The organism is Shewanella sp. MTB7 (assembly GCF_027571385.1).
Taxonomy (GTDB): Bacteria; Pseudomonadota; Gammaproteobacteria; order Enterobacterales; family Shewanellaceae; genus Shewanella.
Genome location: NZ_CP085636.1, coordinates 3686382 through 3708134 on the forward strand (window position 1 = coordinate 3686382; position 21753 = coordinate 3708134).

A 21753-nucleotide genomic window follows, 5' to 3' on the forward strand; every position below is an offset into this window, starting at 1 on the left:
ACACAGGATTAAAAGGAACTTGCTGTGAAAAAATTGCCCATCCAACGCACTAGCTTAAGCGCAATTATCGCTCTGCTACTGATGACTGGCTGCACGCCAACAATACAGATAGCGCCGCCGGATAAACCCATAGTGATTAATCTTAACGTTAAGATTGAACATGAGATACGCATTAAAGTGGACAAAGAGCTAGATGAGCTACTTACTAATGATGAACTTTTTTAACCAACTCAGCAAGATAAGGGGTAGAGAATGAAAACTAAATTACTCGTGTTCACTGCAGGTCTACTGCTGAGCTTAAATGCATTTGCCCTATCTTTACAGGATGCAAAATCTCAAGGCTTAGTCGGTGAGCAAGCTAACGGATATTTGGGCATCGTCATAAACGAACCTCAAGCCAATAGCGTTGCCAAAGAGGTTAATGCCAAGCGTAAGGCTCACTATGAAAAAATAGCGAAGAAGAATGGTATCACTGTCAGTGAAGTGGCCAAACTCGCGGCGAAGAAGGCCATGAAGGCAACGAAACGAGGCCAATATATAAAAGACTCAAGCGGTAAATGGATAAAGAAATAGCACTCATTAGTTTGCCCAAAATACTCTGAGTCGGTCACTTTCTTATACTGATTGGTATGCACCAACAAAAAAGCCCGCGACGCGGGCTTTTTACTGTTAACTAAACGGCTAAGTTAGAATCTTAACGTAGCACTGTCTTTCAAACCATCATTGTCTTTCACCACTAATTTAACTTTAGAGGCGCGACTGGCAAACTTGACCGCTACCGGACCAGATACCCGACTGCCATCATTAAACTTCCATTTATGACGAGTAATGTAGCCATCTTCATCGTAGCTAAGCGAGACGAAGATATCGATAAACCAAAGGTCGATATGATGGATCACAGCAACTGGATTAATATTTTCCGGCTCAGTGCTAATCGTGATTGTTTGTGAAACACTGTGGCTTAAGCCACCATTATCAGTAACCGTTAATGTCACAATGTAATCACCATCTTGTGCATATTCATGACTAACACTTTCGCCATTAGCGGCACTGTCATCACCAAACTGCCATTCGTAACTTACCAAGGAACCATCTTCATCAGTAGAGGTGCTAGTAAAGTTAACCACTGCGCCTTGAATATCAGAAGTAAAGCTGGCTACAGGAGCCACATTAGCGGCTTCAAGCAGTAAAGAGACTATAACAGGATCATGATCTGAAGAGCGGTATGCATCGTCATTATACAGCGTCTCTAACTGAGAAGCTGACTTGAACTCTTCGTTATAATCAATCGAGCGTGGCTCATCGGTATTGATATGCCACTCAGTGACATCGACAACATTGTCGAGCAGCTCACTATTGGCTAATGCATGATCTAGCTGGCCCGTTTCACCTGAAAACACATAAGAATAAGCCCCTGTTTTGCCTAAGTGGGCAAACAACTCTGTAAAGCCTGCATCACTTAATGCCGACAATGGGTTTTCTTGCGCATAGGCATTCAAGTCACCAATAAGCAGAATTGCAGCCTCTGGATATTCTCCATCTAACCAAGTTCCCACCGCTTGCGCCGCACGAGTACGTGTTAAGTTACAGTTAGCTTGACCATCATTGAGATCAGGATCCCCAAGACTGTCACAGTTACTGCCCTTCGACTTTAAATGGTTCACAGCCACTACCAGCGATTCATCACTATCGTTAAGCAAGAAAGCTTGCGTTAGCATAGGACGATTTTTACCGTCATTAAACAGCGGTTGACCATCACCATCTAACGGCGAGTTAGCTGATGATAGAATTTTTGCAGCCCCTTCTGGAGTAACCTTATCAAGTCGGTAGATAATACCGACTGCAATCGCATCGGTTCCGATTCCGATCCCACTACCACCGGCATTGACATAACCATAACGGGTATCGCCAAGCGCTATGTTAAGACCAGAGACCAGATCGGCAATGGCTGAACTGCCACCGAAACCGTCATTCTCAATCTCCATCAAACCAAACAGATCGGCGTCGATCCCAACCATAGCACTGATAATTTTGACTCGTTGACGTTCAAACTCCGTCGCAGTATCCGCCCCTCGTGGTGTTGGGAATCCAGCGCCCGCACCGTCACCATTGAAGTAGTTGAGTACGTTAAAACTGGCCACGGTTAAATTACCACCAGCAGCGAGATCGGGTGCTAACGTTCTGGCGTTGTCGGCAACAAAATTGACCGTATCAACGGGCATTAAACGATACTTACCAAACCCATAATGCATCATTGCATTCAGACCTGTGACCATATCACCAACACGCACCGTATTACTTGCACTCAAACCAGGCGCAGGATAACGAACGGGATCAGGATTTTGAGACGTTAAACCATCATCAAGTACAATCGCGTCTCTTGCATTGGCTGCAGTCACCGCTAGGGCATCCGCTCCCGGCGCTGCGACTTGCGTACCAATAAAGTGACGCTGGCTACCCAACAATAACTCTCCAAAACGGCCTAGGTTATACACTTCATTAACGACGAGATTCTGAGCGAAACTCACACGCATCCCTTCAAAGGCTTCAAGATCGGCCATATCAGCAACAGGCAGTGTCACGCTTGCAGCAGTTGGCATCGCTTGTGATGAACCACACAATGTGTGTGACACAATATCTGCCAACTCTGTTAAGCCGTTATATTCTTTGACCACAGCCTGAACACGGATAAGATCGCCCGCGAGGTAATCAGTCCCACCACCGGTATAAACAAATACACCTTCAGAAGTGAGAGGGTCAGCGTCAACTGCATCATCTGGAGTCTGAATAAAGAGCCCTTTAAGACCGGCCTCTTGATTACTGGTAACAACAGCCTCAACTTCAATGGTTTGTCCATTCAACGGACTCACATCAGTTTGGCCCTGCACAGCATGAATACTCACCGCAGGATCATGACACACTAGCTCGACTGGAGGTGGCGGATCAATGGGACCTGAACCATCGAATTGACCAAGATCTGAAATATCATCCTGAGCGAAGCCAAGCCAAGTGTCTAAACTGGCAACATCATCTGCTACTGTGTCAGCAGTTAACATCTCAGGATTACGACGCAATGTGTTATTTTGTGTCGATAAATCGCCACTGCCCCATTGGCTTCCTGGATCAAAACCCACTTGACCTAAACTGTCGACGACTTCACCGCCTGACGTTAACACAATGGCATCATCACCATTGAAAAAACTACTATTACTGACTTGATCCGCAATCGCTAAAATTTCGGCACTCGCATCATTATCAGCAACCACATAGGTTTCACCCGCAGCCAATGAGCCACTCAGACTAATGTTAGAGCCAACAGTAGTATTACCGTTAAAGTAAAATTCGACTTGGTATTGGCTAAGGTCGATTGAAGTAACTGTGGGATTGTAGAGTTCGAAGGCTTTATTGTTACTACTGCCTTCGACATATTCAGAAAAAATCAGATCATCAGCTGCCTGTGCGAACGTGGACACACCACCTATCGCCAAGGCAAGCAAGCTTGCTTTGGTAAACATATTAACCCCTTAATATCATCCATTAAATATCTTTTTATTTCAGTATTTGACTCTTTTGTTCAAATTACTGTTATTTCAAACCTAAAAATCAGCACAAAGTATAAATCGCACTGGTTACCATTAAGTTACAGGAAGGTGGCACCAAGGTAAATACAACTTACGAACCTCTTCGCATAGTTTGATTAAAAATACTTATGATATAAAACAGACGAGAAGATTAGTTGCGTAGAGACAAAGATGGAGGGGTATGCAGATATATTACTGTTACAAACTTAAACAACCGTGCACCAGGCACCTAAAAACTCCACCCACACGTGAGCAGACTCACAGTCTTAAAGAAAAATAAATTAAACGCCTCTACATTAGAGATAACGAGAGTAAAATTTAGTGTCTAGGGGCAAGCTGTACTGAAAACAAAAATTCATCTCCTCAGGCATCTCAATATATTTGTCGATGATAGGTATTCTCGCTGTTTGTTTTAAATTAAGGTTAATTATGGTCGTTGTTGAATTACTGGTAGTACTGGCTTTTATCTACCTTGGTGCTCGTATTGGTGGGATAGGCATTGGGCTTGCTGGCGGTGCTGGTGTCTTAGTCTTGTCACTTTTTCTAGGAGTCGATACTGGCAATATTCCTATTGATGTCATCTTGATCATCATGTCAGTCATTGCAGCCATCGCGGCAATGCAAGTGGCTGGAGGTCTTGAGTTACTGGTCGATATATCGGAAACCTTTCTCAGGAAACACCCGAAACGCATCACATTCTATGCGCCAATAGTGACCTATTTTATGACTTTACTTGCAGGAACCGGACATACTGCATTCTCCACCTTGCCAGTCATTGCCGAAGTAGCTAAAGAGCAAGGGATAAGACCGTCACGCCCACTGGCGATCTCTGTTGTCGCTTCGCAAATCGCCATAACAGCCTCGCCTATCTCTGCCGCAGTCGTCTTCTTTTCAGGTATTTTAGAACCGCTTGGCGTTAGTTATCTCACTTTGTTAGCTATCTGTATTCCAACCACTTTTACTGCCTGTATGGTTGGCGCATTCGTGTCTAACTTCCTTGGTTGCGAATTAAAAGATGATCCTGTATTTCAAGAGCGTCAAGCCAAGGGATTGATTAAGCTGCAAGGACAGACAAAGCGTACTCTTCTTCCTACAGCAAAGACAGCTACCTATATCTTTGTCACCGCGATAATCAGCGTCATAGTGTACGCAACCTTGATATCTGATTCAGTGAATCTAATTCAAGACCCAGCACTAGGTCGTAATGAAGCCATCATGGTGTTCATGCTTGCTGCAGCAACCGCGATTGTCACTATCACCAAAATTGATCCTTCAGAGATTTCCAATGCGCCCACCTTTAAATCAGGGATGTGCGCTTGTATCTGTGTATTGGGTGTCGCTTGGCTAGGAGATACCTTTGTCTCTAGCCACATAGGTGAGATCAAAGCGTTATCAGCTGACATACTCAATCAATATCCTTGGATGTTGGCCATAACCCTATTTTTTGCCTCTATGTTGCTCTACTCTCAAGGCGCGACAACCACAGCCTTGATGCCAGCCGCGTTAGCTATCGGTGTTGCACCAATAACAGCTATCGCCTCATTCGCAGCGGTCAGTGCTCTATTTGTATTGCCTACCTACCCGACACTTCTTGCAGCGGTAGAGATGGACGATACTGGTTCAACTCGCATAGGTAAGATGGTGTTCAACCATCCCTTCCTTATTCCTGGATTAGTGACGATTACTACTGCTGTTGGTTTAGGTTTTGCTTTAGGTAGCTTGGTACTTTAACTTATTAATAAAGATACATGGCCTTAAGCAAAAAAGGGATACCTGAAGTATCCCTTTTTTGTTGCTCTATTTACGAGAAAAATCAGAACTGCTAGTGGCATAACTAACAATTAAATATCTAACGCCATTTTTACCGCAGCGTCAGCATGAATGGCCGTTGTGTCGTAAAGAGCCACTGTAGTATCAGTCGGTTTGACTAAGAGCCCTATCTCTGTGCAGCCTAGAATAACCGCATCCGCACCATTCTCTTTGAGTTTATCAATAATCTCAACGTATGCAGCCCGTGAGCTAGCATCTACAATACCTAGGCATAGCTCTTCATAAATAATACGGTGAATAATAGACTGTTCAGCAAGACTAGGCGACAATACTTCAATACCATACTTATCCGTTAGTCTTCCCTTATAGAAATGCTCGGACATGGTAAACTGTGTCCCCAGTAATCCCACTTTTTTGATCCCATCTTTAACCAATAATTCAGCGGTTGCATCAGCAATATGCAATAAAGGGATATTCACTTTAGCCTGTACCTTGTCTGCAACCTTATGCATAGTATTAGTACAGATCATAAAGAAATCCGCACCTGCAGCCTCTAACCCTATCGCAGCTTCAGATAAGACCTCTGCCGTTTTATCCCACTCTCCAAGATGTTGCAACCGTTCAATCTCGGCAAAATCGACACTAACGAGTACAATTTTCGCACTGTGTAAGCCGCCTAATTCAGCTTTAACCCCGAGATTGAGCGCCTGGTAATAGCTCAATGTTGACTCCCAACTCATACCGCCTATCAATCCAATGGTTTTCACAGTCTTTCCTATTCATTTAATATTGAAAATTGTCACTTTAGAATAATGCCACGCTCAACACGCTAGCTCAAAGCACTTGTATGAACTCTGTACCTAGCCAAGCAATACGTATATGTTAATAACTAATGAAAAATAAGACTCTACTACCAAAAGTAGCCAAACTTTTAGTTAGTTAGCCTTGTCTACCATCAAAACTGCAACATTTTAAGGGCATACACTTAAGTGAAATCTCATATATATACCTACTTATATCTGATTACGTTGTTTAGCATGTTTTCAGTTCACGCTGAAGATTCCAGTGTAGAACAATGTCATATGAGTATGAAGCGAGAGAGTGCACAGATTAGCAAAACCGTGTGTGAAGAGAAGCTTGAGCAAGTCGATAGGATAATCAACCCGCTCATCACCGCTAAGCTCATGCTCGCCCTTTATGATATCAATTTAGACTTAGGTGACAGTCAAGCGGCTGAAAATTATCTTGATACGGTTAAGCAAAGTGATGAGTTCAATAAAAACGATGAAATTCAATATTTGTGGCTTCGTAAAAAAGCCACTCAACATCTCTATAAGAAGGAGTATTTATTAGCGAAAGAGTTATTTGAACAAGCCTTTGTCATCGCACAAACACAAGCATCAGACCTCTGGTTAGGTAAGAGCTATAACGACTTAGCATTAACGGAACAATATTTAAATAACTATCAAAAATCATTAGATTATTATAAAAAAAGTTTAGTGCTTAAAGAGAAAATTGGAAATAGCTTTTACATTGCTAACACACTAAATAATTTAGGGTTAATATATAAAGAATTAGAAAAATTCCAAGAAGCTCAAAAATATTTTGAGCTATCTCTAGAGCAATATCTTAAATACACGAGTAAAAATAAAAATATCCATATTCTCACCAGCATGTCACATCTTTACAGTGAACTTGCTGATATTTACAACATTAATGGTGAATTCCACAAGCGCTATTTTTACACTAATAAAATCATCAGTGCTTACAGTGATACCTTAAACAAAATCGATCTCATCACAGCCTTAATTCCCCTTGCATACATACACATCAACGCCAATGAATTCGAACCTGCAAGTGAAGTGATAAAAACGCTCTCCGAACACCTAGATTCTGATGAACACTCCTTCCATGGTGATATCTACCTATTAAAGTCCAAGCTTGCAAAACATGAGGTTGATGATCTAAAAGCCATCGAATATACCGAAGAAGCCATCAAGCGCAATGACTCAAATCAAGATGCATTGCAAAAAATGAAAATATACCACTACGCCAGTGAGCTTTATTATGATAATGGCCATCCCTACGAAGCCATAGTCTACTTAAAAAAATACCAAGCACTGCATGAAACACTGCTTGAAGCTAAATACAGTGAAAACATCAATATTATTCAAAAAGAGATTGAAAATGAGCGAATTCAAAGGGCCCTTGTTGAAGAGCAAGTGATTAATCAAAGTAAAACTCAAAAGATTGATAAGCTGGTTAACCTATCGTTGATCATCACCAGTATCAGTCTATTGATCGGATTTATCATCTCTCTCTATATTGTTAAGAAGAGAAAAGCCCAACAACACCTTCTCACTGTTATCGAATCCCATAAACAGCAACTATTTTTACTCATCAATGATGAGAGTGAACAAACAGTCTCTCCTTCAAGCCAACCATTATCTGAACTGCTGGTCAGCACCATGATCGACTGTATTGCCCTTTGGGAGAAAGCGACCCAAACCAACAAGGTAGAACTTGCTGACAGGAGTAAAATTTGGAAAATATCAGTTGATTCAGGACGGCTAAGAACCCGCTCTTTGGATAAATATTTAAGCCTAAAGAAGCTACCTGATAATCCAAGATGGCGTAACGTGGTGAAAACCTGCCATTTCATTTTATCTGAATGTGATTTATCTAACGATGACAGAGACCTACTCACATCTCACCTGAATCAGATCATGCTACAGGTAAAGAGTGAGTCGATGGAAGCCTAATTGGTAATAGGCACAGTTTGGTACTAACAGAGAGTACATCTTATTATTTGACTTTGGTAACTGCGCCCTGCTTTAAGTGCTTAAAATCCTTAATACTCTCTTTGGGCATAGGCCTAGCATGATCAATCTGGGAGACACAGTTAAATTTAACCCCTTCGCTAAGGGAGTAATCACTCAGTTCTGCTGTACTTGGGTTGATCCCTTGAAGCAAACTGACGGGGGCAATAAACTGAGGTGTGAGATGGTAAGAAGCTTGCTTAATATTGACACTTGCATAGGCATTACACATAGACACTGCCACTAGCCCTGCAATATTGACTCGATTAACGACACTATTTACCTCGCCTCCTGAATTTCCAGTTAAATTATTGCTCTTATTGAAAGGATCAATAGCTCCATGAAAACCTCCTTGATCATTCAAGATAATTTCAGGTTCTTGCAACTGCTTAGTATGCACCCCGTGGTTTGCTATCTCGACATTGGCAAGGTGATCCATCTTTAATACCAGATTTTGACTTTCCATCCATTTTTCGATATCAAAATACTTCGCCCTAAAATGGTATTGATTAATGATTTCCTGCTCATTTAAGTCGAATGAAACGACGGTTCTAGTGGCTTTATGGCCTGGAGTCAACTTGTCGAAAGCTAACTGATGGGCAGAACTCCCGCCAGCAATCAACAACAATGAAGCCAATGTTAATATCTTTTTCATAACGTTTCCCTCGTTTATTTTCAGTAAATCAGTCAATTGATTTAATCAATTCAATGTGATTCAACTTATTCAGATACTGCCAATGAGTCCACAAAATATTAGGGTAAATTTGGGTAAAAACAAAAGCGCCCCCTTTTTAACCCTCTAACTTTAATGAATTTATATTTATTCCTGTTAATTTTAAATTTCAGTTTAAGTCAACTTATAAAGTCAGCTAATAATGTAAATAAAGCTGACAACATGAGATTTAGTATTAGTAGAGGGAAATACAAAATGAGTATATTAAAGAAAACACTAATCAGTATGTACTTAATCAGCGCCTCAGGAATAGTAGGAGCAACCACAGTAACAGGTAATGTGGCTGTTGATAATGACTTTATTGTGGTGCATTCACCGGGAAGCGGCAGCCCAAATAACGTGGTTTATCGTGGCGCTCATGGCAGTCAGTGGAGAAATGTTGAATCATTTACTTTCAATATTAACAACGACCCTAGCGCATTAAAAACCTGTTCAGTCAGCGTTATTGCTTGGGGAGATGGCAAAGTATCCCAAGGCATGTCAGCCATTTTGAAAGCTGATAATGCGGTTTACTCAGGTTCAGGAAGGTTTAAGGCTTATCAATCAAATATCACTTCGTCGGGTTGGGCGCAAAATGGAGGACCCAACGCCTCACAAATTAACGCTTTGATCTCAGCCTCTCTAGCAAATGGGCAATCCCCCTATCACTTCCCTGGGACTGTTGTTTCTGGCACCTCTCCTTGGGGCTCCCTCAACTTTCCGTTGGCGAACAGTGTCAATAGCAATAATTTTAAATGGATCTGGTCAACCAACAACTTGCGTAAAAAAACCTATTCGGTATTCACCACCGCTTGTAATAATTTAGTCAAGGCTAAGCCCGTTGCCGTCAATATGCCTGGCGAGCATTACCAATGTTACAATGTAAAAGAGGGGGATAGGTTACCCAATGAAACAATCATGATTGAAGATCAGTTTGGCAAAACCAGAGCAGTATTAGGCAAACCTGTACTTCTGTGTAATCCCTCTTCTAAACGTCATAATGACAAATACTTTAGAATACAGAATAAAGAGCGTCACTTGGTCTGCTATAACTATGTGAAACAAAACAAGGTCAGAAGTCAGCGTTTGGAAGTAAATAACCAGTTCGCACCGGATCAGATTGTAAATGGTCAAAGAGAGCTGTTTTGCGTGCCTTCAAGTAAAAAGCACCTTTCACGTATCAATCCCGGTAGACCTATTAAAAAAGAGGCGGGAGTATCAAGGCCCATTAACTTCAAAGAGCATTAAACCACACTAAAACCAAATGCGTTTAACTCAATAAATCAGTCTATTTCCGAACAGGTTAGAGAGATGAGTTAAACGCAGTCTTATGACGCTATTAAATTAACCTTCTATTTCTATACCCTGCCATTGAAAGTGGTTGTTGGCTTTTTTAGTCACCATCCCTTCACTAAATAACCGAGTGAAAATCTTATCAACTTCATCGGGCCTTAAATTAAGTTGTTTAACCACAGCGCGCTTACTGCAAGTCACTTGATTTGAACTCAAAGCATCACGAACACGTTCATAGGGCGTTTTTTGAGGTTCGTTAAACGCCGTAACATCGAACTCACTGTTTATTGTCGGTGTAAAATGGCTCAGCATCTCGGGCTCTTTCATTTCATGCGTCGTAAATGCATCAATAGTAATGGGTTTCATACTTAGAAATTGGTGGCGAAAACGATTTTCCTCACCGATCAAACCCACAAAAAATGCCGCGAAGAAATCAAGCAAAATGGAGAGAAAGACCACTAATCCCAGCTGCGCCGTGTGAGGGCTTGTATTTAGAAACACCGCTAAGCCATCGATAAGTCCAATAACAGAGCCTTGTTCAGCCAGTGGCAGACGGTCTCTTTCCATTGCCAGCTTTTGCTGCTCGTCTCTTAAACGCTTGTTCTCTTTTTGTATGCGGACAACGCCCACAGCAATTCGCTCCATCTGAATGTACTTCTCAGCGGCAATATTATTAAGTGCTATCTGTTTATCGATAGCGGCTATTTGCATGTCAAAAGCGTTGACTTTACTCTGCTGTAAATCAACGTGACTTTGGGCCTTATTGGTAGCACTGTTTATTCCCCCTACCGATCCACCGATAGAGATAGCAGCGAGAACAGCATAGAAGCCTAACGCGAAAATCATGCCTGAGTAGTTACGTCTTGCATGACGTTCACCCACCTCATACCAAGCAAAAAACTTGCCCAGTTCAAAGGTAATTGCCAAACCACCAAATAGGAGCTGCATCAGCGGATTATCATCAATCGATAAAAAGAGCAGTAATGAAAAAATGATGGAGGCTAGGATTGAGGCACCAGTGAAACTGTAAACGCTCCACATGGCAAAAGGGCCTTTAGGGTAACGTACAGCTAAATTTTGGTCATAAAACATAACAGGCTTCTATTTCGGGGAGCAAAGCTCATTGTCTGGTAACTGACCAGACGAAAAATGGAGCGTAATGATACCTTAATTTAGCTATCACCTCTTAAGTAAATCCTTTGAAACCCTTACTACAGCTGGATTGTTATCCACTTCCAACCTTTCTGAATAAAACTTAAACAGGCATAGATTAATTAGTGTTCAGTGATCCACACATTAATAGCAGAATAACGGTTTGAGGAGTCAGAAGATGGAAGGATACAGCCCATGATTAACACTGGGCTGGTATTAATAGGTTAATCTCTTTGCAGGGCCACAATAGGATCAAGCTTAGCCGCTTTTTTAGCGGGATAGAGCCCAAAACCAACGCCGATGGTCATACATACCCCCAGAGCCAAGATAATAGCAAATGGAGACCAAGCCACTGGCCACCCCGCCGCCGTTGATATCACCATCGCCAATAACAAGCCGACTCCAATCCCGATCACTCCCCCAGTTGCAGAGATTACAATACTCTCTATCAGAAACTGACGCGCGATATCTTTTCGTCTCGCCCCTAAGGCCCGTAATAACCCAATCTCACCGGTACGCTCCATGATCGTCGCTAACATAATGTTCATGATCCCTATCCCGCCCACAAGCAAAGATATACCAGCAACACACGCCATCACGATATTGAATATTTGCTGTGTTTTTTGATGTTGGGCTAACAGATCCGCTGGCACGACAATATCGTAATCTCTCTCACCACCATGGCGGCGATCAATTAAGTGTCGCAAGCTTTTAGCCGCCAGCGAGGGATCCACGTCTTCAGATATCGACACTTTAAAGGTATCTAATTCATCTTCTAGAGGCTTGAAATTTAACTTCTTCAGTGCCGTCGACAACGGAATGAACACTTGATTTCGCTCACCTCCTAGTTTCACACCTTGAATTTTAGATTGCCCCACGTCGGCATCGCTTAACACACCAACGACAGTAAACCATTGATGGTTAATTTTAATCACGCTGCCGATGGCTTTGCCATGGGGAAACAAGCTTCGAGCGGCTTCAGGCCCCAGCACCGTAACTTGCCTGTAATGGCGATCGTCACTCTCATCAAAAATATTACCGCTACTTAGCTTCAATGCACTAAGTGAAAAATAACTGGGCGTCACACCTTTTACTTGCGCATCACTCCGCCCATCCAAACTGAATAAACTAAACGTCTTAACTTGCTTTTCAGCGCTCCATAGTTCGACAAAAGGTAGTGTCTCTTTAGCGCTTTCTACGTCCCTTAAGTTCAAGCCTAAACTATGTTCTCGAATTGACTTTAATGCATCCCCGTCAGCGGACCTGGCGTTAACCACTAAATTTCTGACACCCATGGACTCTATCATCTTAAGCGCTTCACGTTCGGCCCCTTCGCCAACACTGAGCATAGCGATCACGGCTCCTACACCAAATATCATGCCTAACAGGGTTAACGCAGTACGAAGCTTATGGTGACGCATCTCATCGAATGCTTGTTTTATGCCTTCGATATACACCTGACTTTGGCCCATCAAATATTTCACACCTGGCTCCTTTTGGGTGGTGTCGTAAGCGCAATAACATCCCCCTCTTTCAGCCCCACAGAGATCTCAGTACGATTTAAGCTTCGACTCCCAGGGATCACTCCATGCCTTATAAAACGATCATCGGCTTTCAAGTAGACCCAGTACTGTCCATCTTCATGAAAGAGAGATTGATTTGGTACGGTTAATACTTTCACTAAATTCAACAGATGCACGTTTGCACGAACCTGTCTGCCGGGTTGCATAATATCGACCGATGTTGTATCTAAGCTCACAATAAATTGAAAATAGTTAACCGGGCTGTCTTTATCTTTCGGTTTTGCTAATGCATCCAGTTGCGTGACTTTTCCAAGAAAAGGGTTGTCCGGGTAAGCGTCTAGATAAACGGTTACAGCTTTCCCTATTGCAAGTCCCGCCGCTTCAGACTCCTGCACATACATTCTTGCCTGCATAACTGAAATATCTGGTAACAAGCCAATGGAAAATCCTGACCACATCATGTCCCCCACCACAGGAAGTGAACCGTCCCACCCAGCTTGATATACGAATAGACCATCGTGGGGCGCGATTATCTCCATCTGTTGCAAATTATTCTCAAACCGTTCTATTTTTGCGGTGTGCCCTTTTTGCTTTAGCTTAATCAACTCTTGTTCGGCTTCAGCTTGAGAGCCGTGTTGCCCCAAACCCCAATCAAAATAGTGCATCTTAGCCACGAGGTAATCCTGATTTCGCATCTGATCGATGATCTCAATCTTGTTATAAACACGTTCATCATCACTGAAGTAGCGCTCAGCAAGATCTTGTTCTTGACTGGTCACTTGAGTTCCCTCGATCAAGGTTTGACTTGTCGTGTTATCTTTCTCGGTCTGGATCAAGCTATCAAAACCTAATTTATCGTAATCAAATTGCTCCATTTTCAAACGATAACGCTCTCGTTCAGGATCCATTCTAGCAACCACATCCCCCGCTTTAACTTGAGTGAAATTGCCTAATATCCATGCTAAAGATTGGGGGCCTCTTAAACCTGTAGGCACTGTCACAGCTGTAGATTGACTCGCTTCTAACTCCCCCACCGCCCTAATGTCGACCTTAAAATCAGCACGCTGGACTTCCATGGTGAGCACGCCATCTATATTTTGTTGACTGCATGCTGACACCGTTAAGCAAGCAATCAAAATCGCTGCTTTTAACCGATACATTGGCAATTTAAATGCACTAGCCTTAGCTAGAGCAAGGATCATAATGCTGTATCTCATGGCAAGAGTACCTCTTGACCTAACACTAAACCCGACATAATAGAGACCTGATTTTTGCCTATTTTGCCAATAGTTACAGGTCGCTTTCGATGACTAAATACACCCGGCGTTAACACAAATGCTTCACCTGCTAAGTAATGCACAGCATCAACAGACACAAGTAACGCCTCCTGCTCACTCGTTATATCTATTGATACCTTAGCTGTCATGCCTGGCCTCATTAACTCAGCATCAGGTTCGTCTATGCTGGCAACTGCATCGAAAATAACCAGAGGAATATCCTGACTTTTATTACGAAACACAGCACCAAGTGCGATAATGTTGCCCGAGAAAACTCTCCCCGGATTAGCATCGAGTGTGATTTTTAATGCTTGGCCTAATTTAACTCGACTTGCTTCAACCTCAGGGATGGTCATATTGACCTGCATATGACTTAAATCTGGAATGCTCAATACTGCATCGCCCATAAAAATTGATTGCCCCTCTTTAATCTTATTCCCTTTAGCGTCATTACCGTAAACCACCATGCCTGCACGTGGAGCTAGAAGCGTTAACGAGTCAATTCCCCGTTTCAGTTGCCCTACTTCCGCAGAAAACTTCTGACGATCCCCCATCAACATCACCAGCCTCTGCTTAGCACTTCTAGCCTCAAGTGCTAACTTTTGCTCGGTGAGCAAAAGCTTATCCTTGGCTATCTCTGCATCTTTCTGATATTTCACTTTTTCGATAGCCGCAACGGTTTCATCTGAGAGTTCATACTTGCGCGCAGCCTTCTCTAAATTCATCTTGGCTTCGGCCAAAGATAACTTCAGCTCTTGTAACTTTTGCGCGTTCCTTAGCTTTGAAGTCTCGATATCTTGAAGCGTAGCCTCTAATTTAGCCGTTTTAACTAAAAGACGTTGTGTGAGCTCAGAGGTATCAAGTTGGGCGACCAGATCTCCTCGCTTTACTTCAGCCCCCTCAGGGGCTAACTGTTGAACCTGATATTGCCATACCCGACGTATCACCGGTGGCATTAAAGAGATGGTATCTGCAGAAACAAGTTCGCCAGACGCTTCAATACTTTGATCCAAAACCCCCATTTCAACGGAAGTCACAGGGGCATTATTGCAGGCCGTCAACATTGAGACCGAGAGTAAAGTAAGCAAGAATACAATAACAACTCTGTGAGTAAAATTAGCCGAAATAGCCTTGACGTTATGTCTCATGGCTTCACCTCTGAACTCACTAATACGCTCATTCCCGGAATAATCTTAACCTTAATATTCCGTTCAAAGTTAATGCCTACTTTGAACCAATTGCTGTTGCCCCAGGCTGTTTGCTTCTGCGCTTGTCGACCAATATCCTTAATCTGGCCAATGAAGCTCATATCTGATTGGGAATCCAACCTTAGGTTTACTTGGCTACCAACCTCTATCTTATCAACATCAACTTCGCTCACCCAAGCCACAATCTCTAACTCTTCCATCGAGGGTAAACTGGCAACTTGACGGCCGATCTGCACCGTGTCCCCAACAGCATATTTCTTCTCTGATCTAGGATCACTACTGTAAAGAATGGGTCCTTTAATCTCAGCTTTCAATGTCAATCGTTCAATGCCATCTAGAGCCTGTTGTAGTTCAAGTCTGGCTCGACGCCTGTCGATAGTCTGCTGCGCCTGACTTGCCATTTGCTTATCTAACGCCTCTTTCAATGCTTGTTCGGCTTTAGTCAGTTCACTGTTAGCTTTCATAAGCTTAAATTGATTTTCGGCATACTCTTTAGCCGCAATATAATCAGCTGGCACATTAGCATCAAGCAAACTCTTATCTCGCTCTGACCGTTTTTGCTTTAGATCAAACTTTGCCTGCAGCACCCCAGATTTTAAGTCTATCGACAAACTTTGTTCTTTTGCCGTGACTCTTAGCAAGCTCGCTTCCAACTGTTCAATCTGATTATCTATTTGGCTCTTATCGAAAATAATCACAGTTTGTCCAGGTATTGCAATCTCTCCCTCCGGCATCATCCACTGTATTTGATATCGCCAAGCGTCACCCGCTTTAGGCACCATAAATGACTGGGATTTAACTGAGGATATTTTCCCTGTTAATAGCAAAGATTCCGGTTGAACAGGATTAACTGCCACAGATTCTCTCGCTGTAGTTGCTGGAATACAACTGAATACAAGCGGAAAAACCAGTACTGAAAACCACATCACTGTGCACCGTTTAAAGTAAAAATTAAGCGACATGCACTCTCCGATCTTCTATCTCTATAATGTTACCATCACGCATTCGAATGACTCGTTGTGCATAAGCAGCGACTTCCTCTTCGTGGGTGACAAGAATAATGGTTTGTCCGGCTTTATGTAACTCAGTAAAAAGCGTCATAATCTCGACCGAAGTTTTACTGTCTAAAGCTCCAGTGGGTTCATCAGCAAGTAAAATTGCGGGTCGATTAACTAAAGCTCGAGCGATAGCGACCCTCTGTCTTTGACCGCCAGATAATTGATTAGGCCTATGTTTTTGACGTGTACCTAACCCAACTCGTGTTAACAAGTCACTCGCGTATTGGGTATCGTTATTAGGAGGATTGGAAAAACGTAAAGGCAATAACACATTTTGAACTGCACTCAGACGTGACAGTAAGTGAAAACTTTGAAAAACAAAACCAATCTCTTTATTGCGAACAGCAGATAAGGCATCATCATCTAAACTTGCTACCTCTTGTTCATTAAGCTGATAGCTACCAGTGCTTGGTTTATCTAAACAGCCGATGATGTTCATTAATGTCGACTTACCTGAGCCTGATGGTCCCATGATAGCGACAAATTCATTCTCATTAATCGTAAAGTCGATCCCCCTTAAAGCAAACACTGAGGTATCGCCCATCTGATATTCCTTGGTTAATCCACTCACTTTGATCATAATGCTCGCTTAGACTTGTACTTATATTAATCGATAAAAATTTTGAAAATCAATGCCTCAACACAAGGCGTTACATTTCTACAACCCTTTAAAAACATATAAATTGTTACATCACACACGCAATTGGTTAGTTAGAGTATTAAGATACACAAAGTTCAACAAATTGACAGAGAACTCCACAATTTGATAAGTAAACAAGCATGTTAGATCAATAGGAAATAGTTGAAATAGGAGTAAAAAAAAAGCGGAGTAGCAGGCTTGCATTCGAGGGAAACCTAAAAATAGATCCCCATTAGACTCAAAATAGAAATACTAGCAAATGGTGCCCATTGAAAAAGATGACGATAGGGTGATTGTATCTCGCTATCAAAGGCTAGAAAGAGTTGCCAAATAGCAAATATCCCAAAGTTTAGCGCCACAAACAGCACTAAACCAAAACCTTGCATACTTGATATCACATCAAAACCGCAGGCTGCGAGGACGAACGTAGAAAGCACGATGAACACGGAAACAAAATGAAAGACACAATGTATCTCCCCCTTTACCACTGGATCTAAATCCGATTCAATCATGGGAGTTAAATATCGCTGTCGACCAAAACTAAAATGACCAAAAAAAGTCATCAATCCCATAATTGAAGCTGCAATAAAGAAGTAGTTCATATTTATTATCTTCTATTTTATAAACCTGAGTAAGTGTATAGACAGAGAATCACCAAATAAAATTTCATAATGCACATGTTACATGGTAGCCATGATCCAGTAGTCCAAACGTTTTTGTGGTTCGGCTAAAAGTGATTTACAAGCAACTTTATACTTTCCCATCAGTGAACCTAAACTTTTATTGTTCGGTAGACTCGCCAACTGTTGCTCTTTTATCTGTAATAACGAACTCGCAACAACATCTTTATTCTGATATTGCTCGGCCAATTCAATAGCCTGCACTGAGGAGTTGAGTAAGCGGTCACCTACAGCCTTCATTTGTGGCGCATTCATGCTTGCGATGGCATTCGAACTGATCTGATAGTAAGACGCGCACTCCAATACCTCATTGTTAAAAGCCACCTCCTCCTCGCTTGGGTTAGATGTTGCCATAGCCGAAGCACTGAGTAATAAAGGCACAGCAATAAGACTTCTTGTTGTCAACATACGACCAGAATTCAATTTGAGGATTAAAAAATTCAACATTGGGCTCCCTAGCACAAAACCTAAAAGTATAAATTATTATGTTTTACTTTAGTTATTACTTAATTTCAAGTGATTAGATAAACTCTCTGTCTTGAATATTTAACCCTTAGCATTAAAAATCCAATCCCAAACTAATTGGCAGCCGTTACATGTTGAGACAATCTGGCGTGAAGTTTTTCTTTTACTCCTGCCCATTCGCTATCGATAACGGAATAAATAACGGTGTCTCTAATAGTACCGTCTGCTAATAACTGATGATTTCTTAACACACCATCTTGTTTAGCTCCCATCCGAGTTATCGCCTCTCTTGACGCTTGATTACACCAATGCGTTCTAAACTCTACTGCAATAACATCTAATATATCAAACGCATATGTTAATAGAAGTAACTTAGCTTCGGTATTAACTCCTGTGCGTTGCGCACGCTTTGCGTACCAAGTATAACCAACTTCTAATCGTCGATTTTGTTGATCCCATCGACAGATCCGTGTTGACCCAATAATTTCACCCGAACGCTTATCCCTAACAACAAATGCTAATGTTTCTCCCACCTTCTCCGACGCTAATGCTGCTTCTATATACCATTTCATCTTATCTGGGTGGGGGATACTGGTATACCATAAAGTCCAAAGTTCACCATCAGCGGCGGCCAGAGATAATGCCGCAGTATGTTCCAAAGTCATTGGCTCTAATACAATATAATGACCTGTTAGGAATTCATTTTTGATCTCATTAGCCACAGACTCCTCCCACTTATTCGTTATTCATGTCTAGTAATGAACAATTGACAATGACCCATAAATTTATACAACTCTTTGAGTATTCTTGTAAATTTACTTTAATTCAACATCAATTTATACAGCAATATATCAGAGTCATCATCCCATTTTTGTCGACGATAAAACTGCATGCCCAGTTTTTCTAACACTTTGACAGAAGCTGTATTTCTCGGACTGACAATGCCCATCAGATTTGACATCTTTAATTCTCGAGCATAATCCAATACACCTTTGGCAGACTCTAGCGCATAGCCCTTTCCCCAAAAATCAGGTAAAAAAGCATAACCTAAGTCAGGAAGTGGCAAGCTTGCTCGCTTGACTAAACCTGATAAGCCTATCGGCTCACCCGTTTTAGTAAGTTCAACTAGATAAAGACCGAACCCATGTTCTTGATAGCTGGCTAATGGCCCCTCAGTGATATACGTTTCAGCTTGATACACATCCCTAACTCCTCTATCTCCTATATTGTTTAAAAACCCGGGAGTATTAAGTAGTTCTAACATAAAAACGGCATCCATTAATGTTAAATGCCGTAAGCTTAACCTGCTTGTCTCTAATACAATCAAAATTCTCCCAGCAATCTTACCCCATGATTTTTAGACTATACTTTGTTAAGTCTTGCAGAGGAAGCCACCGTTATGTCGAAGAAACGTACACAAGTTAGCCATTATGTGATTGCTGCAGTCGTCGCCGCAGAACTGAATCATACTTTAACTTACTGTAAACAAATTAATCTTACCGCAAGTAATGCTCAGGCAGCCTCTTCGAGAGTAGGTAATGCAGCCCTAGGGTTTAAAGCCTTAACTGGCTTTATCGATGATCTTGCTTGCTACACTATGAAAGCAGCAACAGATATCAATTTACTGGCAAATACAGCAAGTAAAATGGCCACCGCAACAGCAAGAGCCGACACGGCACTAAAACACTTTGAAAAAGCAAAGCTGAACTCTCGTGATGCCCAATATGCCCACACCATTTTACCTGCATATCAACATATAGTTAACAGGCATATGGAACTGAAAAAGTCTTTTCAAAAAGTGATCAATAAGATGGAAGTAGAGTTGTTCGAGCTAAAACGAAACCTGAGAACGGCTAACATTCTCGCCTCTATTTGCCGAATAGAAGCTTGTCGCGTCAACATTGCAAATCAGGCCACTTTTAATGATGTCGCAAATCGTGTCGATTTCGTTGCAAATAAAATACGTCAGAGGGTCGATAATGCCATTTCACTATTCGATACCACAACACAAAAGAAAGCTGCATAACACATTCAAACCACTTTATTTTGACAGGGAGCCAGTAGAATGAAGAGTCAAATACTCGTTGAAACCCCCACTCATAAATGGATTTATTTTGGACGAGATCCAGAGAAACCAGACAAAATTATTGATACCAATCAATACATGCTTGTCACAGAACGCAAAGCACTATTGATGGACCCAGGCGGAATTGAACTGTTTGCGCCTATGTTAGCCAATATTGTTAAACATATTCCCCTAGAACAATTGACTCACCTTTTTGCATCTCATCAAGATCCAGATATCATCTCCTCTCTCGGGCTTTGGGATCAAACTCTACCCGAAGCCAAACTCTATTCACCTTGGATTTGGGAAGGGTTTATTCGTCATTTTGGTATGAATAACATCAGTTACGAAGCACTCCCTGACGAAGGCAGCCGATTAATATTGGACCAAGTAGAAGTGCATTTTATTCCCGCTCACTATTTACATGCATCTGGGAATTTTCATGTTTATGATCCTAGCACTCGAGTCTTAATGAGTGGTGATGTTGGTGCTGCACTAGAGGGGCCTAATGTTAGTATTTTTGTCGATGATTTCGATGAACACGTGAAAAAGATGAGTTTTTTCCACCAAAGGTGGATGCCTTCAAATGCGGCTAAAAATGACTGGATTGCTAGGGTCAGAAAACTGGACATCGAATATATGTGCCCTCAACACGGAAGAATATTCAAAGGGAAGCAAGTTGGACAGTTTCTCGATTGGTTTGAACAACTCGAAGTAGGTCAAGCAATCACAAAGAAGTCTAGTTAATGTTGTTATCTCACTAAAATAAAATAAAGTGAAGTGAAGTGAAGTGAAACAACGCACATTACTTGCAAAAATACATGTTGCAAGTAATGTGCGTTGTTTATTGACTACCAATCATTACTACGACAGTACTAAAGGTAGCGAGTAAAATCACTTCCCTCTTTACTCGCTTTCAAAGGCGCTTTGAACACAGGTGTCCCTATATACAAGAAACCGACAATCTGGTCTTTTTCACTTAAGCCTAAATTTTGATTCACCTTAAGATCAAATGCCACACTTCCAGTTCGCCAAATAGCACCCAAGCCCATAGCAAATGCGGCTTGCTGCATTGCCATCGTGGCGCAACCAGCAGCAATGACTTGCTCAATTTCTGGCACCTTAACATGTTCAACAGGCTTGGCAGTAACCACGATTACCATTGGGGCACGAAGAGGCATTGAGAGAGCTTTAGCCTGAATCACCTCATTAGCATCATTGTGAATGGCTGCATCAACAAACATCTCACCAAGCCGCCCTAAACCTTCCCCTTGGGCAATAATGAACTCCCAAGGTGTTAAACCTCCATGATCAGGGACCCGCACTCCTGCATCTAAAATCGTTTTAAGTTGCGCCTCATTTGGGCCAGGCTCTACAAGCCGTGAACAAGATTGTCTGGTAAGTAATAACTCAATAGCGTCCAAAACATGTTCCTACTTATTTAAATTACCAACAACAATAACAAAGGTTTACTCGGTATAAAAGAATATCCCACCGAGTTGGTGGGATA

21 protein-coding genes are annotated in these 21753 nt (G+C 41.9%); 7 read left to right on the top strand and 14 right to left on the bottom strand.

Features of this window, described 5'->3' with window-relative positions:
• Positions 1 to 24: 24 nt before the first annotated feature.
• Complete coding sequence (locus HWQ47_RS15865) at positions 25 to 225, top strand: YnbE family lipoprotein (RefSeq protein WP_144041698.1); 201 nt, start codon at positions 25 to 27, stop codon at positions 223 to 225.
• A 27-nt stretch (positions 226 to 252) separates the two neighbouring features.
• The gene (locus tag HWQ47_RS15870; RefSeq protein WP_269967040.1) at positions 253 to 573 is read left to right on the top strand and encodes a YdbL family protein; all 321 of its coding nucleotides are present in this window, start codon (positions 253 to 255) and stop codon (positions 571 to 573) included.
• Between the two features lie 113 nt (positions 574 to 686).
• On the opposite strand, the gene HWQ47_RS15875 is transcribed toward HWQ47_RS15870, so the two are convergent.
• Positions 687 to 3515 (bottom strand): ExeM/NucH family extracellular endonuclease, encoded by a 2829-nt coding sequence (locus tag HWQ47_RS15875; RefSeq protein WP_269967041.1) that lies wholly within the window; start codon positions 3513 to 3515, stop codon positions 687 to 689.
• 495 nt (positions 3516 to 4010) lie between these two features.
• On the opposite strand from HWQ47_RS15875, the gene HWQ47_RS15880 reads away from it, so the two are divergent.
• Positions 4011 to 5312: an anaerobic C4-dicarboxylate transporter gene (locus HWQ47_RS15880; protein ID WP_269967042.1), complete on the top strand. Its 1302-nt coding sequence runs from the start codon at positions 4011 to 4013 to the stop codon at positions 5310 to 5312.
• A gap of 110 nt (positions 5313 to 5422) precedes the next feature.
• Here HWQ47_RS15880 and HWQ47_RS15885 read toward each other — a convergent pair whose 3' ends face one another.
• The gene (locus HWQ47_RS15885; protein ID WP_269967043.1) at positions 5423 to 6118 is read right to left on the bottom strand and encodes an aspartate/glutamate racemase family protein; all 696 of its coding nucleotides are present in this window, start codon (positions 6116 to 6118) and stop codon (positions 5423 to 5425) included.
• A gap of 270 nt (positions 6119 to 6388) precedes the next feature.
• Here HWQ47_RS15885 and HWQ47_RS15890 point away from each other — a divergent pair, with 270 nt between their 5' ends.
• A complete protein-coding gene (locus tag HWQ47_RS15890; RefSeq protein WP_269967044.1) occupies positions 6389 to 8113 on the top strand; it encodes a tetratricopeptide repeat protein in 1725 nt (574 codons plus the stop codon).
• A 43-nt stretch (positions 8114 to 8156) separates the two neighbouring features.
• Here HWQ47_RS15890 and HWQ47_RS15895 read toward each other — a convergent pair whose 3' ends face one another.
• Positions 8157 to 8825 (bottom strand): hypothetical protein, encoded by a 669-nt coding sequence (locus tag HWQ47_RS15895; protein ID WP_269967045.1) that lies wholly within the window; start codon positions 8823 to 8825, stop codon positions 8157 to 8159.
• 273 nt (positions 8826 to 9098) lie between these two features.
• On the opposite strand from HWQ47_RS15895, the gene HWQ47_RS15900 reads away from it, so the two are divergent.
• Positions 9099 to 10130, top strand: coding sequence for a DUF7450 family protein (locus tag HWQ47_RS15900; protein ID WP_269967046.1), 1032 nt, complete (start codon positions 9099 to 9101; stop codon positions 10128 to 10130).
• A gap of 96 nt (positions 10131 to 10226) precedes the next feature.
• On the opposite strand, the gene HWQ47_RS15905 is transcribed toward HWQ47_RS15900, so the two are convergent.
• The 10 genes from HWQ47_RS15905 to HWQ47_RS15950 form a co-directional block, all read right to left on the bottom strand.
• Positions 10227 to 11267, bottom strand: a complete 1041-nt coding sequence (locus HWQ47_RS15905; protein WP_269967047.1) for a Preprotein translocase subunit SecY — start codon at positions 11265 to 11267, stop codon at positions 10227 to 10229.
• A 284-nt stretch (positions 11268 to 11551) separates the two neighbouring features.
• Positions 11552 to 12799, bottom strand: coding sequence for an ABC transporter permease (locus HWQ47_RS15910; RefSeq protein ID WP_269971762.1), 1248 nt, complete (start codon positions 12797 to 12799; stop codon positions 11552 to 11554).
• 8 nt (positions 12800 to 12807) lie between these two features.
• Positions 12808 to 14010, bottom strand: coding sequence for an efflux RND transporter periplasmic adaptor subunit (locus tag HWQ47_RS15915; protein ID WP_269971763.1), 1203 nt, complete (start codon positions 14008 to 14010; stop codon positions 12808 to 12810).
• A gap of 53 nt (positions 14011 to 14063) precedes the next feature.
• Positions 14064 to 15275 (bottom strand): efflux RND transporter periplasmic adaptor subunit, encoded by a 1212-nt coding sequence (locus HWQ47_RS15920; protein WP_269967048.1) that lies wholly within the window; start codon positions 15273 to 15275, stop codon positions 14064 to 14066.
• On the bottom strand, positions 15272 to 16261 hold the full coding sequence (locus HWQ47_RS15925; RefSeq protein WP_269967049.1) for an HlyD family secretion protein: 990 nt from the start codon (positions 16259 to 16261) through the stop codon (positions 15272 to 15274). Before HWQ47_RS15925 ends, HWQ47_RS15920 begins: the two co-directional genes overlap by 4 nt.
• 25 nt (positions 16262 to 16286) lie before the next feature.
• Complete coding sequence (locus tag HWQ47_RS15930; protein ID WP_269967050.1) at positions 16287 to 16973, bottom strand: ABC transporter ATP-binding protein; 687 nt, start codon at positions 16971 to 16973, stop codon at positions 16287 to 16289.
• Between the two features lie 275 nt (positions 16974 to 17248).
• Positions 17249 to 17635: a hypothetical protein gene (locus HWQ47_RS15935; protein ID WP_269967051.1), complete on the bottom strand. Its 387-nt coding sequence runs from the start codon at positions 17633 to 17635 to the stop codon at positions 17249 to 17251.
• Between the two features lie 78 nt (positions 17636 to 17713).
• Positions 17714 to 18160 carry a hypothetical protein gene (locus tag HWQ47_RS15940; RefSeq protein ID WP_442802060.1) on the bottom strand — a complete coding sequence of 149 codons (447 nt, stop codon included), beginning with the start codon at positions 18158 to 18160 and terminating at the stop codon, positions 17714 to 17716.
• Positions 18161 to 18291: 131 nt separating this feature from the next.
• A complete protein-coding gene (locus HWQ47_RS15945) occupies positions 18292 to 18843 on the bottom strand; it encodes a GNAT family N-acetyltransferase (protein WP_326515431.1) in 552 nt (183 codons plus the stop codon).
• A gap of 155 nt (positions 18844 to 18998) precedes the next feature.
• On the bottom strand, positions 18999 to 19505 hold the full coding sequence (locus HWQ47_RS15950; protein WP_269967053.1) for a GNAT family N-acetyltransferase: 507 nt from the start codon (positions 19503 to 19505) through the stop codon (positions 18999 to 19001).
• Between the two features lie 72 nt (positions 19506 to 19577).
• Between HWQ47_RS15950 and HWQ47_RS15955 the strand changes: the two genes are divergently transcribed.
• Together HWQ47_RS15955 and HWQ47_RS15960 are read left to right on the top strand one after the other, a co-directional pair.
• Complete coding sequence (locus tag HWQ47_RS15955; RefSeq protein ID WP_269967054.1) at positions 19578 to 20204, top strand: chemotaxis protein; 627 nt, start codon at positions 19578 to 19580, stop codon at positions 20202 to 20204.
• 39 nt (positions 20205 to 20243) lie between these two features.
• Complete coding sequence (locus HWQ47_RS15960) at positions 20244 to 20990, top strand: MBL fold metallo-hydrolase (RefSeq protein ID WP_269967055.1); 747 nt, start codon at positions 20244 to 20246, stop codon at positions 20988 to 20990.
• A gap of 128 nt (positions 20991 to 21118) precedes the next feature.
• On the opposite strand, the gene HWQ47_RS15965 is transcribed toward HWQ47_RS15960, so the two are convergent.
• Positions 21119 to 21667: an NAD(P)H nitroreductase gene (locus HWQ47_RS15965; protein ID WP_269967056.1), complete on the bottom strand. Its 549-nt coding sequence runs from the start codon at positions 21665 to 21667 to the stop codon at positions 21119 to 21121.
• Positions 21668 to 21753: the final 86 nt, after the last annotated feature.

Bases quoted from the DNA above. Each gene is read 5' to 3' on its own strand.
- HWQ47_RS15875 (WP_269967041.1), bottom strand. From the start codon at position 3,515: ATGTTTACCAAAGCAAGCTTGCTTGCCTTGGCGATAGGTGGTGTGTCC.
- HWQ47_RS15880 (WP_269967042.1), top strand. From the start codon at position 4,011: ATGGTCGTTGTTGAATTACTGGTAGTACTGGCTTTTATCTACCTTGGT.
- HWQ47_RS15945 (WP_326515431.1), bottom strand. From the start codon at position 18,843: ATGACTTTGGAACATACTGCGGCATTATCTCTGGCCGCCGCTGATGGT.
- HWQ47_RS15920 (WP_269967048.1), bottom strand. From the start codon at position 15,275: ATGAGACATAACGTCAAGGCTATTTCGGCTAATTTTACTCACAGAGTT.
- HWQ47_RS15925 (WP_269967049.1), bottom strand. From the start codon at position 16,261: ATGTGGTTTTCAGTACTGGTTTTTCCGCTTGTATTCAGTTGTATTCCA.
- HWQ47_RS15935 (WP_269967051.1), bottom strand. From the start codon at position 17,635: ATGAACTACTTCTTTATTGCAGCTTCAATTATGGGATTGATGACTTTT.
- HWQ47_RS15960 (WP_269967055.1), top strand. From the start codon at position 20,244: ATGAAGAGTCAAATACTCGTTGAAACCCCCACTCATAAATGGATTTAT.
- HWQ47_RS15955 (WP_269967054.1), top strand. From the start codon at position 19,578: ATGTCGAAGAAACGTACACAAGTTAGCCATTATGTGATTGCTGCAGTC.
- HWQ47_RS15915 (WP_269971763.1), bottom strand. From the start codon at position 14,010: ATGTATCGGTTAAAAGCAGCGATTTTGATTGCTTGCTTAACGGTGTCA.
- HWQ47_RS15900 (WP_269967046.1), top strand. From the start codon at position 9,099: ATGAGTATATTAAAGAAAACACTAATCAGTATGTACTTAATCAGCGCC.
- HWQ47_RS15910 (WP_269971762.1), bottom strand. From the start codon at position 12,799: ATGGGCCAAAGTCAGGTGTATATCGAAGGCATAAAACAAGCATTCGAT.
- HWQ47_RS15870 (WP_269967040.1), top strand. From the start codon at position 253: ATGAAAACTAAATTACTCGTGTTCACTGCAGGTCTACTGCTGAGCTTA.
- HWQ47_RS15930 (WP_269967050.1), bottom strand. From the start codon at position 16,973: ATGATCAAAGTGAGTGGATTAACCAAGGAATATCAGATGGGCGATACC.
- HWQ47_RS15905 (WP_269967047.1), bottom strand. From the start codon at position 11,267: ATGTTTTATGACCAAAATTTAGCTGTACGTTACCCTAAAGGCCCTTTT.
- HWQ47_RS15890 (WP_269967044.1), top strand. From the start codon at position 6,389: ATGTTTTCAGTTCACGCTGAAGATTCCAGTGTAGAACAATGTCATATG.
- HWQ47_RS15940 (WP_442802060.1), bottom strand. From the start codon at position 18,160: ATGTTGAATTTTTTAATCCTCAAATTGAATTCTGGTCGTATGTTGACA.
- HWQ47_RS15895 (WP_269967045.1), bottom strand. From the start codon at position 8,825: ATGAAAAAGATATTAACATTGGCTTCATTGTTGTTGATTGCTGGCGGG.